This is a genomic window from Enemella evansiae (assembly GCF_002250705.1).
In the GTDB taxonomy this organism is placed as follows: Bacteria; Actinomycetota; Actinomycetes; order Propionibacteriales; family Propionibacteriaceae; genus Enemella; species Enemella evansiae.
The window spans coordinates 22,541-35,292 of the sequence record NZ_NMVP01000018.1 but is presented as its reverse complement, the minus strand read 5'-3'; the positions used below and the strand labels follow the sequence as shown (position 1 = coordinate 35,292).

Below are 12,752 nucleotides of genomic sequence, written 5' to 3'. Positions count from 1 at the left end.
TCCGCGGCCGTGATCGCGGCGACCAGACCACGGCCGGTCAGCAGGTCAGCCGGACCGGTGACCCGAACGCCGGCCAGGCCGGCAGCGGGCGCCCGAGCTTCACCGAGCCGAGCAGCGACACCGGTGCCGCGGCCGCTGCCGTGCCGCCGCCGGCGGCGCGGTCCGGTGAGGACACCCACGAGCCCGAGGGTTCGGCCGCCGAGCTGAGCCGCCGCCCCGCGACCCGCAGCACGCTGGGCGCCGCCCGGCGTACTCGCAAGGCCCGGTTGCGGCTCTCCCAGGTCGACCCGTGGTCGGTGATGAAGACGGCGTTCCTGTTCTCGGTCGCGGCCGGCATCGTGCTCTGGGTCGCCACCGGCACCGTCTGGGCCGTGATCGGCTCGTCGGGCCTGTTCGACGAGATCAACAAGATGGTCGGCGATGTGATCCAGACCCCGGGTGACACCACCCCGTTCCGGATCCAGGACTACATCAACACCAACAAGGTGATGGGCACCGCGGCGCTGATCGCGGTGATCGATGTGGTGATCTTCACCGCGCTGGCCACCCTCGGTGCCTTCCTCTACAACCTGGCCTCGGCGATGATCGGCGGCCTGGAGGTCACCCTCGCCGAAGACTGAGCGGTATTGATTTGAGGCGTCAGCGCCGGGTGTAGTAGCCTTCATCCTCGGTGCTGATGCGCCGCCCGCGCCTATAGCTCAGACGGTTAGAGCGCTGCCCTGATAAGGCAGAGGTCACTGGTTCAAGTCCAGTTAGGCGCACCGACCACGAACCGCCTCCCGGATCCAGGGAGGCGGTTTTCTGGTTCCTCGTGGCCTGACGCCGGGGCCGCTAGCGTGAGGGTGTCGGGACGACGTGGCTTCGACTCGCTCGTTCCTCGCTCGCTCAGCCGACGTAGCAGGAGACTCGTTCCTCGCTCGCTCAGCCGACGTAGCAGGAGACTCGTTCCTCGCTCGCTCAGCCGACGTGAGCGACCGTATCGACCGACTGGAGGCGACCGCCCGATGACCACCCCCGACGAGCTGCTGGACTGGCTCCGCGACCACACCGACGAACTGGTGGCCGACGCCAGCTGGCTGGTCGACCTGGAGACCCCGAGCGACGATCTTGGCCTGCTGGAACAGGGATTGCCGCAGATCGTCGACTGGGTACGCCGCCGCGTCCCCGGCTTCGAGGTGGTCACCGAGCACCCGGCCAGCGAGACCGCCGGTGCGGCCGTGGTGCTCGAGCTGGCCGGCTCCGGGTCGCAACCGGTCACGATGCTCTGCCACGTCGACACCGTCTTTCCCACCGGTACGGTCGCCGAACGGCCCGCCGCGGTCACCGACGGCGTACTGCGCGGCCCCGGCTGCTTCGACATGAAGGTCGGTGTCGTGCAGGCGATCTGGGCGGTGCGCGCGCTGCGGCAGCTCGACAGCCCGCTGCCCACCCTGCGGCTGGTCATCAACACCGACGAGGAGACCGGCAGCTACAACTCCCGCCCGGTGATCGAGGACGCCGCTCGCGACGCCGCCGCCGTACTGGTCTTCGAGGCCGCCGCCGACGGCAGGCTGAAGACCGCCCGCAAGGGGGTCGGCATCTTCACCCTGGCCGTGACCGGTGTCGAGGCCCATGCCGGGCTCGACCCGACCAAGGGGGTCAGCGCGATCGACGAACTGGCCCGGCTGATCCTGCAGCTGCACGGCCTCACCGACCTGGCCGCGGGTACCACCGTCAACGTCGGGGTGATCCGCGGCGGCACCCGCAACAACGTCACCGCCGGTCGCGCCGAGGCCACCATCGACGTCCGGGTCGCCACGATGGCCGAACAGCAGCGGATCCAGCAGGCCTTCGACAGCCTGGCCACCCATCACCCCGACGCGAGAATCGAGGTCGGTGGCGGCTGGAACCGGCCGGTGATGGAGCGTACCGAGGCCAACGCGCGGATCTTCAACCAGGCAAAGGAGATCGCCACCCAGCTCGGCCTGGGGCTCGACGAGATCTCGGTCGGTGGTGCCTCCGACGGCAACTTCGCCAGCGCCCTCGGCCTGCCGGTGCTGGACGGTCTCGGCGCGACCGGTGCCGGTGCGCACGCCCTGCACGAGCACGCCGTGGTGGCCACCATCCCGGAACGGACCGCGATCGCGGCCGCGGTGATCGCCGCCCACGCGGGGTGACCCGGTGACCCGCCCCGGCTGAGGTGGGTATCGTCGCCCTCGACCACCGCCGAGAGGACTCAGCTGATGAAGCTCGCCACCATCCGCACCGTGAACCTGACCACCGTGGTCCGGGTGATCGACGACGAACACGGGGTCGACCTCGGGGTGGCCGATATCGGTGAGCTGCTCGCCGATCCCGACTGGGTGGAGCGGGCCGCCGGTGACGGGCCGCGGGTCGATCTGGCCGACTTCGACTACGCGCCCCTGGTCACCCGGCCGGGCAAGGTCGTCTGCGTCGGCCTCAACTACGCCAACCACATCACCGAGATGGGCCGGGAGCTGCCCGAGCACCCGACGATCTTCGCCAAGTGGACCGAGACCCTGATCGGCGCCCGGGACGAGATCACGCTGCCCCCGGAATCCGCCGAGGTGGACTGGGAGGCCGAACTGGCCATCGTGATCGGCCGCAGCGTACGCCGCGCCGACGAGCAGCAGGCGACCGCCGCGATCGCCGGTTTCTCGATCCTCAACGATGTCTCGATGCGCGACTGGCAGCGGCGTACGCCGATGTGGGACCAGGGCAAGAACTTCGAGCACAGCACCCCGCTCGGCCCCTGGCTGGTCACCCCCGAGGAGCTGCCCGGCGGCGTACGCCCGGAACTGCGGATCAGCTGTTCGGTCAACGACGACGTCCGCCAGGACGACAGCACCGGCGATCTGGTCTTCGACCCGATCGACCTGGTCCGCTACGTGTCGACCTTCGTCACCCTGCATCCCGGCGATGTGATCGCGACCGGTACGCCCGGCGGCGTGGGCGCGGGCCGCAAGCCACCGGTGTTCCTCGCCGACGGTGACATCGTCACCACCCGCATCGAGCAGCTCGGCGAGTGCGTGAACACCGTTGTCGCGGAACGGCTCTGAGCCTCACTCCACCTGGTCGGCGGGGGCGGAATAGGTGTTGCAGGCCTTGTAGTACATCGGCCCGGTACTGGTCCCGCCGGCGGCGATCCACCGGTTGTTGGCCCGGCCGGTGCCGTGGGTACTGGCTCCCTGGGGATCCATCGACCGGGTTCCGTCGATGAACTCCTGATAGCCGACCCTGCTGCGCAGCGGGCTCCAGTCTCCGTTCAGCAGGGCCCCGGCGACGCACTGGGCCTGCAGCTCGTTGCGCCGAGTCAGCTCGTTCTCCTTGATCTTGCCGTTCGGCTGCCCCTGGGTCGCCTGGCGCTGTTCGTGGTTGATCTCCAGCAGACCGGTGACCAGTTGCAGATGGTGCGCGTACTCGTGCGCGATCACACCTACATAGGGCCCGTGCTGCTCCTGCCAGTCAGCGTGGTAGTAGATCACCTGGTTCCCACCGCAGTACGCCGCAGCCCAGTTCTGCTGCTCCTCCGCGGCGCCGCACGGGGAGGACGCCATCTCACCCTCCTCGGCCAGCGTCGGGGCAACGGTCGGCAACCCGGCCCGTTCCAGGGCCTCCCGGTTGCTGGCCACCAGGCAGTCCAGCACCGTCTGCAGATAGCCACGCAGCTCACCGGCCGGTACCCGGTCGGTGCGTTCGGTGAACCCCGGGCAGGCGACTACGTTGAGCTCGAGCCGGTACAACGGCGAGTCGGTCGGATCAGTGAGCGTCGGCGGGGTCGGGGTGGGGCTCGGCGTCGGGGAAGGCGACGCGTCCGGGGAGGCCCCGCCACCCGCGCGGCCGGCCTGCTGACCGGCGCCGGCGCCCGCCGGCGCAGGCGTTGCGGGCAGCAGCGTGAAGCCCACCAGGCTGGCGATCAGGACGACGGTGAGCACCCCGAATCCCCACCAGACGGTGCGGTCCGAGGTGGCCGAAGGGGGCCGTGGCGAACTCATTGATCCCCCAGGGGTCGACGCTGTGCTGGCCCCAGTCTGCCACCCCGGGGCCAGCACGGCGTCGAGCTCAGTTCCGGGACTCGCTCCGGGACCGGTCGGGCTCCCAGGTGCGGTCGAAATCGGGATGGTCGCCGAAGGTGCCGACGGTCCGCTTCGCGCGGGCGGCGCGCTCGGCCTCCTCCTCGGCCCGCGCGGTACCGCTGCTGCGTCGTTCGGACTCGGCGCGGACCACCGCGGACAACCGGTCGAAGACGGCATCCGGCATCGGCGGCGCGGGTTCGGACCGCAGCGCGTCGCAGGCATCGGCGAGCGCGCGGGCGAGTTCACCGCACTGCGCGCAGGCCTGCACATGGTCGGTCACCCGGGCGGCATCCTCGGCGGTGAGCAACTGCTCGGCCGCATCGGACAACTCCTCGATCGAGACGTGCCCGGTGGCGGCTCGAGGGGCGGCGGTCGGTTCGTCGTTCACTGCGCTCCTCACGTAGTCATGGCTGTCGACAGGTCCGGCGACGGGGCTTGGACGACGCCCGGGACGGGCTCGGTTCCCTCGCTCACCGACTTGTCGAGGTGGTGCTCTCGCGGAGGTGGACGAGCAGTGGTACCAGTTTGGCACGGCCCCGGGAACACCGGGATTTGATCGTGCCGACGGCACAGCCGAGGATCTGCGCGGCCTCCTCGACCGAATAGCCCTCCATGTCGACCAGCACCAGCGCGGCCCGCTGGTCGGCGTTGATCTGGTTCAGCGCGGCCGCCACGTCGGCGCGGCGCTCCTTGACCTCGAGCTGGTCCGACTCGTCGGCGACGCTGAGCTCGGCGGACCGATCGGGATCCTCGGGCAGCGGCTCGGCCCGGCGTACCTTGTTGTGCCGGATCCGGTCCAGGCAGGCGTTCACCACCACCCGATGCAGCCAGGTGGTCACCTTCGCATCGCCGCGGAAGGTGTGCGCCCGCCGGAATGCGGAGATGTACGCCTCCTGCAGCGCGTCGGCGGCCTCCTCCGGATTGCGCATGGTGCGCAGCGCCACCGCCCAGAGACGATCCCGGTGACGGGCCACCAGGATCGAGAACGCGTCCGGGTCACCATCCACGTGCGCGCGCAACAGCTCCGGGTCGGTGCGCTCATCGGTCACGGGCGGGCGTCCTTCATCGAACTGGATCAAGTGGCGGGCGGCAACGGACGTAGGTTACGCCACGCCGAGGGCTGTTGCACCTCAACCGACGAAGCGTGCCTCCGCGATCCCACCCCGGTAGGTGCTGCCGTCGGCGGGCAGTTCGGTCAGATAGACCAGCACGAATCGGGACCGGACGGGTTGCGCCGGTGCCAGCGTGACCTGCGGGGTGGTGGCCCGGGTCTGGGCCAGGGAACGCCACTGGGCCGCGGAGTTCATCGGTGCGGCGGTCACCGTCTCCGGGTTGGCCGCCGGGATCCGCAGCTCGACCGCGGTCGGTGCGCCGACCAGCTGCAGCTCGGCCCGCGCGATCGGGCGTACCTCGCCGAGGTCGAAGACGATGCCGAGACCGTCCTTGTCGCTCATCTCGGCCTCGCGGTAGTTGACCGTGCGCCAGGCGGTGTCCGGGTTGTTGTCATAGGCCTGCGGCACCTGGCCGGGGTTCTCGGTCCGGTCGTCGCCCTGCGGGTCGAAGTCGGCGGCCCGGACGATCTGCCACTGGGTGGGTGTCGGCACCGGGCTCGGCGCCGCGCCCGGACCGGCGGCCGGATTCTGCCGCAGCGCGACCGCGATCAGGCTGCCGACGAGCACCAGCAGCACCAGCCCGATCAACCAGCCCAGCCAGGCCCGGTTCTCGGTGCGCCGGGTCGGTGCCGGTGAGGCGCCGTGCGCGGGTACACCGCGGACCACGGTCTGTTCGGCGTCATCGGGGGTGCGCGGGGTGGCCGGTACCGCGGCGATCCGCTGGGTGCTGATCGGCTGGTACGCCCCGGTGGGCGCGTCCGGATCGCTGGTCCGGATCGCCGCGGTGTCCTGCTCCGCGAATGCCGAGCCCGGCGACAGCGCGGCCGGCGAGGCCAGCGGGGGCTCCTCCCCGTCGACCTGGACGACCGGCACCGGGTAGCGCATCCGGCGCTCCAGATCGTGCGCGGCATCGGCGGTACCGAGCACCCGGGTCAGCGCGACGACGACCTCGTTGGCGGTACGCAGTGCCACCTCGCGGTGCCGGGGGGACTCCGAGAGGATCTGGTCGCAGATCCGGTCGAGTGCCGGGGAGACACCGGCCCGGACCTGGCGCGGGGTGAGGATCCGGCGTTCGGCGTCCATCGGCGCCTCCGGCATCCCATAGGCGTGCCCACCCGGCCAGCGGGAGACCAGGGTGCAGTAGAGCAGTCGGCCCAGATCCATCACATCGACGGTCTCGGGGTCCTCCCCGGCGGCGATCTCGTGATGGCTGGGTACCATCTCGGCCTCCAGCAGGAAGCCGACGATCTTGATGTTGCCGGTGGCGGTGATGATCACCGTGTCCGGGGAGATCCGCTGGTGGAACAGGCCCTGGACGTGCATCCCGGACAGCGCATCGGCCACCTCGCGGACCAGCCAGGCCGCCTCCAGCGCGCTCAGCGGGCCGGCGGCGAGCAGGGTCTGCAGCGACTGCCCGGCGGCATACTCGCAGACGATGTAGGGGCCGAGCCGGGTGCCGTCGTCGTCCTGCTGCGCCGTGCCGGGGGCCGGGTCGGGGGCGGCGTCGAGCACCCGCAGGAACCGCGAGTCGGTCGCCACCGCGGCCTTCCGGGCGGCGTTCATCAGGTCGTCGTTGTCGCCACCGGGCGGCAGCAGGTGGATCAGCACCGGCCGGGACAGCACCTCGTCGAAGGCCTTCCAGGTCTGGGTGTTCGCCCGCCGGACCAGCACCTCCTCGAGCCGGTAGCGGCCGCCGAGCTCCATCCCGGAACGCACCTGGATCGGGTGCACATCCTCCGCGGTGTTCTCCACCGGTTCGGTCGGTTCGTCATCCGTTGGCTGAGCGACCCCGTCCGCTGGCTGAGCGAGCGCCAGCGAGTCGAAGCCACCCTTCGACTCGTCGCTGCGCTCCTCGCTCAGGGAACGTGGGGACTCGCTGCGCTCCTCGCTCAGGGAACGTGGGGAATCATCGCTCAGGGAACGGATGCGGGTCGCATCCGGATCGGCCAGCTCGCGGATGGCGGTGGCGTCGTCCTCGGGGGTCTCGGCGCCGACCTCGGCGGGGGTGGTGTTCGGGTCCTCGGCGGCGGGGGTGGCCGGCTGCGGCGTACGCCCGCGACGCAGCACCATCGACACCATCGAGGTGACCTCACCGATCTTCAACAGCTTCGCCAGGCCGAGGAAGAGCCCGACCGCGACCAGGCCGGCGACCAACAGGCCGAGCACCTGCATGCCGATCCCACCGGTGATTCGCTGGGCGATGAACCACGCGGCCACCGCGGCCGGTGCGACCGCCAGCCCGACCCGCAGCAGATGCCGCAGCACCGGCGCCGGGGACAGCCCGGGCAGGCGTTTCATCAGGCGTTGATAGCTGACGCCGACGCCGATCAGGTACGCCAGCGAATAGGACAGCGCGAGCGCCGGCGCCACCCACTCCGGGCGGTGCACCGGGACCACCAGCAGCAGCGCGAAGCCGATGTTCAACCCGGCGATCAGGCACTGCTGGACGAAGGTCGCGCGGGTGTCCTCGAGCGCATAGAAGGCGCGCAGGCAGATGTACTGCACCGTGAACGGCACCAGTCCGACGGCGAACGCGATCAGCGTCCAGGCGACGTAACCGGCGTCCTGGGCACCCTGGCCCTGCCCGAACATCAGTCCGGTCAGCGGCCCCGCCAGCGCGATGAACGCGGCGGCCGCCGGCAGCAGCAGAGTGGTGGTCAGATTGATGGTGCGCAGCGTCTCCCGGCCCACCCCTTCGAGGTCACCGTTGGCGGCCAGCCGGGAGGCCGAGGGCAGCATCGCGGTGGCCAGCGAGATGGTGATCAGGGAGTGCGGCAGCACGAAGATCAGGTAGGCGTTGTTGTAGACCGTCAGTCCGGCGCCGTCGCCCTGGGCGGTCGCCGAGGTGGCGAGCTTGGTGACCACGACCAGCGCCAACTGGTTCACCAGCACGAAGCCCAGCGTCCATTTGGCCAGACTGAAGGTGTGCCCGAGCCCGGTGCCCTTGAGGTCGAACCGGGGCCGGTAGCGGTACCCGACCTTCCGCAGCGCCCAGACCATCACCGCGGTCTGGAAGATGATGCCGAGCAGGTGGCCGCCACCGAGCACCCAGATCTGCGGGCCGCTGAACGGGTCCGCGCCGTTCGTCTGGCCCCAGACCGCCAGGAAGACCCCGAGCACGCCGAGCTGGACCACGTTGTTGGCGATCGGCGCCCACATCATCGGGCCGAACTTGTCCCGGGCGTTCAGCACCTGCCCGAGCAGATAGAACACGCCATAGAAGAAGATCTCCGGCAGGCAGAAGTAGGCCAGCAGCACCATCGCGCGGTAGTGGTCGGCCAGCTCCGGCTGCTTCCACTGACCGTCCGAATAGAGCCAGGTGACCGCCGGGGTGGCGATCGTCAGCAGCACCGCGACCACGCCGATGATCAGCAGGAAGGCGGTCATGATCCGGTTGGTGTACGCCTCGCCCTTGTCGGGGTCGTTCTTCACCGCCCGGACCAGCTGCGGCACGAGCACGGTGTTCAACGCGCCACCGGCGAACAGGATGTAGAGCGCATTCGGCACCGTGGTGGCGACGGCGTACGCGTCCGCCTGCCGGGTGCCGTTGCCGAGCACGTACGCCAGCAGCGCGACCCGGACGAAACCGAGCACCCGCGACACCATCGTGCCGCCGGCCATCAGCGCACCGGCCGACAGCAGCCGGCTGGTCGAGGCGCGTTCGTTCTGTGCGGTCTGGTTCACCGAGTGGCCTTCTGGTCGGTCTCGTCGGGATGGTTCTCATCGGGGGTCTGCTCGGGCAGCGGATCGATCTGCACCACCGGCGGGGTCGGGTGCTCATCTCCCGCACCGGCCGCCTCCGGTCCCGGCCGCGACTCCTGCTGATCCGCCGCCCGCTCCCGGCGTACCTGCCGGATCCGCAGCGTCGTCGCCCCGAGCAGCACGATGCCGGAGGCGACCACGATGATCCAACCGACGAAGCCGAAGTTGGTGGCGTTCACCATCAGTGAGGTACGCCGACCCAGTGGGGTGCCGTTCGGGGTGGTCAGCTGGGCACTCACCCGGACCGGGCCGTTGGCGGTCGCCTTGGGCTGCACGTTGACCGTCACCGAGCCCTTGGCCTCGATCACGATGTTCTGCTGCGGCGGGATGTCCAGGCGCTGCGGCTGGTCGGAATCCCAGTCGATGGTGACGCGGACCGGCGCATTCAGCGAGTTGGTGAGGGTGACCGGGAAGGAACCGCTCTGCCCCGACATGATCACCGACCGCTGCACCGCCAGGGTGACCGTCCCGCCGCTGACCAGCGCCTTGGCCTGCGCGGTCTGCGGTTCCAGGAAGGCGTCGAAACCGGCCGGATCGCGCCGCCACCAGCTGCTCGCCGACCGCGCCACCGACTCGTCGGCGAGCTGGTTGACCGGTTCCGGGTCGACGACCAGATCCGCGTACGCCGCATAGGAGGCACCCAGTTCACGGATCCGCGCGGCCTGCCGGGAGTTCAACTCCGCCTCGGCCGCGGCGGCCGGATAGTCGAGCTGGTTGGACCACTCCGCGGGCCGGCCGGAGAGCAGCGAGCCGAGCGGCTGCCGCTGCACCCAGGGGGCGTCGGCGGCCAGATCGGCGGTGGCCTGATCGGCGGTGGTGATCACCCGCACCACCGGTGTGCTGCGGCCGGTGAGGGAATCGAGGTAGCTCTCCGCCAGCAACCGCTGACGCAGATGGATCGGGGTGGTCCGCGGGTCCGGGCCCGGCCCGCCGTCGAACAGCCGCGGGTTGTAGCTGATCAGCTGGGTGCTGCCCAGCGGGCGGAGCAGCGCCTGGCTGGTCACCGCATCGGCGGCCAGGATCGCGGTCGCCTTCGTCTGCTCCCAGGTCGCGATGCTGTCCGGGGCGACCTGACCGTTCGAACCCCAGGCGATCAGCGGCAGATCCCTCACCTGGCCGATCCGGTCGCCGGCGGCCACGCTGCGCTGCACCACGTTGCCGAGCTGCTGGTGCGCCAGCGCCGACAGATCGGGCGTACCGAACGGCAGCCGGTAGCCGTTCAGGGTGTTCAACCGGGCGTACTCGTCGAGCCAGCGGCGGGCCAGCTGGCTGCCCTGTCCCGGTACCGTGCGGCCGTCGGGTTGCTGGACCTGGTAACCCTCGGGGGCGGTCATCGCGTTGAGTTCGTCGAGCAGGGCCGGGTCGATCAGATAGGACACGTTCTGTCGGTTCGCGGCCCGCAGCAGCAGGGTCAGCCGGCCGTTGGCGGAGAGCTCCTCGGCCAGGTGGTCGTCGGTGAACAGCCCGGGGCCGACCTTGCTCGGCCGACTGGACAGCACCACCGCGGTGACGGTCTGCACCGGAGTGGGCGGGGTGTCGTTGCTGCCCGTCCGCGGCAGCGGGACGAACAACCGGGCCCGGCCGATGGTGGCATTGCCCTTGCGGCCCACGCGGCCGAGCACGTGCACACCGATCAGATAGTCCCCGGCGGTCCGCGGCAGTTCCAGGTCGGCCACCTTCGCCTGGACGCTGAACGGGACCGTCTCCCCGGGCGCGATCGTCGGCCGCTGCTGGCTGGTCAGATCGACGAAGGCACCGGGCTTGTCGAACACCCGGGACCCCCAGGGCTGGGTGGCCGCGGAGTTCAGCGCGGAGGTGAAACCGTCGTTGTCGGTGATCGGCGACTGGTCCCGCCAGAAGATCGCCTGCACCCCGCTCAGCGGTTCGGCGGCGTTGTTGGTGGCGGTACCGGTCAGGGTGATGGTGGCGTTGCGGTCCGGCAGGGCCGGGTCCATCCCGGTGATCGTGATCCCGACGGGCTGCTCGTCCTCCAGGGCGTACGCCTGCCCCGGACCGGGCAGGATCAGGCCGGCGAGCGCCAGCAGCAGTACCAGCAGCATCCGCACACCGATCGAGCCCACCCGGCGCGGGTCGGTGTCGGGGCGCACGGGTCTGCTCACCCGTTCATGGTAGAGGGGAGAAACCATGTCTCCGGGAGTTGACGCGGGCGCGCTGGGGCGTACCTGGCCTAGAATGTCAGCCCGTGCCTGACAACGAATCGCCCGCCACCGGCCCCGCCGGGGCGCTGACCGCCGCCCAGAGCAATGCGCTCGCCGAGCTGCTGCGGATCGCCCCCGTGGCGGACCGACTCGGCGAGCTGTTCACCGCGGCCGGATACGAGCTCTATCTGGTCGGCGGTTCGGTCCGCGATGCGCTGATGGGCCGGCTCGGCAACGACCTGGACTTCACCACCTCCGCCCGGCCGGCCGAGATCGAGAAGCTGCTGCGCGAGTTCACCCGCGGGGTGAAGGGTGCGGCGGTCTGGGACATCGGCAAGGAATTCGGCACCATCGGGGCCAGAATGCCGGCGGGGTCGGATCACGAGCCCTGGTTGATCGAGATCACCACCTTCCGCGCCGACAGCTACAGCGCCGATTCGCGCAAGCCCGAGGTGGTCTTCGGCGACACCATCGACGGCGACCTGGTACGCCGGGACTTCACCGTCAATGCGATGGCGATCGCGCTGCCCGGACGGCAGTTCGTCGATCCCTACCGCGGGTTGGCCGATCTGGCGTCGGGGGTGCTGCGGACGCCGGCGACCGCGGAGCAGTCGTTCTCCGACGACCCGCTGCGGATGATGCGGGCGGTCCGGTTCCTGTCCCAGTTGCAGCGGCCCGACGGCAGCTATTTCGTCCCCGATCCCGATGTGCTGGCGGCGATGCTGGCGATGAACGAGCGGATCCAGATCGTCTCGGCCGAGCGGGTCCGCGACGAGCTGACCAAGCTGCTGCTCACCGACCAGCCGCGGGCCGGGCTGAACCTGCTCGTCGAGTCCGGGCTGGCGGCCCACGTGCTGCCGGAGCTGCCCGGGTTGCGGTTGGAGGTCGATGAGCATCATCGGCACAAGGATGTCTATGAGCACTCGCTGACGGTGCTGCAGCAGTCGATCGATCTGGAGCAGGCCCGCGGGCACGAGCCCGATCTGGTCGGCCGACTGGCGGCACTGCTGCACGACATCGGCAAGCCGGCGACGCGGAAGTTCACCGACGGCGGCAAGGTCACCTTCCACCACCACGACGTGGTCGGCTCGAAGCTGGTTCGCAAGCGGATGCAGGCGCTGCGCTTCTCCAGCGAGCAGATCAAGGCGGTGGCGAAGCTGGTCGAACTGCACCTGCGGTTCCACGGGTACGGTGACGGGCTGTTCGATGAGGAGAAGGGCTGGACCGATTCGGCGGTCCGCCGCTATGTGCGCGATGCGGGGGATCAGCTGGAGCGACTGCACATCCTGACCCGGGCCGACTGCACCACCCGCAACCTGCGCAAGGCCAACCGGCTGCGCCGGGCGTACGACGATCTGGAGCGGCGGATCGGCGAACTCGCCGAACAGGAGGAGCTGGAGGCGATCCGTCCCGACCTGAACGGCGACCAGATCATGACGCTGCTCGACCTGAAACCCGGCCCCGAGGTCGGCAAGGCCTACCAGTTCCTGCTCGAACAGCGGATGGAACACGGCCCCCTCGGCGAGCAGCGGGCCACCGAACTGCTCAGGCAGTGGTGGTCCGACCGCACGGCCATCGAGTAGCGATCCCGGCGCAGCGAAGCGAAGCCGGGATTGAGTGTCGAGATGAGCCGGTCGTTCCCA

General features: G+C 70.2%; 9 protein-coding genes and 1 tRNA gene. 5 read left to right on the top strand and 5 right to left on the bottom strand.

Going from position 1 to position 12,752, the window contains the following annotated elements:
* From BI335_RS11685 to BI335_RS11670, 4 genes are all read left to right on the top strand, one after another.
* On the top strand, positions 1-620 hold a 620-nt coding region (locus tag BI335_RS11685), incomplete at its 5' end, for a DUF3566 domain-containing protein (RefSeq protein ID WP_094431120.1).
* Positions 621-687: 67 nt separating this feature from the next.
* A tRNA-Ile gene (locus tag BI335_RS11680) sits at positions 688-761 on the top strand.
* Positions 762-1,004: 243 nt separating this feature from the next.
* Positions 1,005-2,156: a M20 family metallopeptidase gene (locus BI335_RS11675; RefSeq protein WP_094431118.1), complete on the top strand. Its 1,152-nt coding sequence runs from the start codon at positions 1,005-1,007 to the stop codon at positions 2,154-2,156.
* Between the two features lie 66 nt (positions 2,157-2,222).
* A complete protein-coding gene (locus BI335_RS11670; RefSeq protein WP_094431116.1) occupies positions 2,223-3,059 on the top strand; it encodes a fumarylacetoacetate hydrolase family protein in 837 nt (278 codons plus the stop codon).
* 3 nt (positions 3,060-3,062) lie between these two features.
* Here the strand turns inward: BI335_RS11670 and BI335_RS11665 are convergent, their stop codons facing one another.
* The 5 genes from BI335_RS11665 to BI335_RS11650 all read right to left on the bottom strand — a co-directional run bounded on the left by BI335_RS11665 (position 3,063) and on the right by BI335_RS11650 (position 11,070).
* Positions 3,063-3,995, bottom strand: a complete 933-nt coding sequence (locus BI335_RS11665) for a neutral zinc metallopeptidase (protein ID WP_094426534.1) — start codon at positions 3,993-3,995, stop codon at positions 3,063-3,065.
* 67 nt (positions 3,996-4,062) lie between these two features.
* Positions 4,063-4,464 (bottom strand): hypothetical protein, encoded by a 402-nt coding sequence (locus BI335_RS21110; RefSeq protein ID WP_094357606.1) that lies wholly within the window; start codon positions 4,462-4,464, stop codon positions 4,063-4,065.
* A gap of 82 nt (positions 4,465-4,546) precedes the next feature.
* Entirely contained in the window at positions 4,547-5,125 is a 579-nt protein-coding gene (gene sigM / locus BI335_RS11660) for an RNA polymerase sigma factor SigM (RefSeq protein ID WP_208109218.1), read from the bottom strand.
* A gap of 81 nt (positions 5,126-5,206) precedes the next feature.
* Positions 5,207-8,872 carry a murein biosynthesis integral membrane protein MurJ gene (gene murJ, locus BI335_RS11655; RefSeq protein WP_094431112.1) on the bottom strand — a complete coding sequence of 1,222 codons (3,666 nt, stop codon included), beginning with the start codon at positions 8,870-8,872 and terminating at the stop codon, positions 5,207-5,209.
* Positions 8,869-11,070, bottom strand: a complete 2,202-nt coding sequence (locus tag BI335_RS11650) for a DUF6049 family protein (RefSeq protein ID WP_144009117.1) — start codon at positions 11,068-11,070, stop codon at positions 8,869-8,871. The genes murJ and BI335_RS11650 overlap by 4 nt, the downstream gene beginning before the upstream one ends.
* A 125-nt stretch (positions 11,071-11,195) precedes the next feature.
* Between BI335_RS11650 and BI335_RS11645 the strand changes: the two genes are divergently transcribed.
* Positions 11,196-12,692: a CCA tRNA nucleotidyltransferase gene (locus BI335_RS11645; protein ID WP_267489864.1), complete on the top strand. Its 1,497-nt coding sequence runs from the start codon at positions 11,196-11,198 to the stop codon at positions 12,690-12,692.
* Positions 12,693-12,752 lie beyond the last annotated feature (60 nt).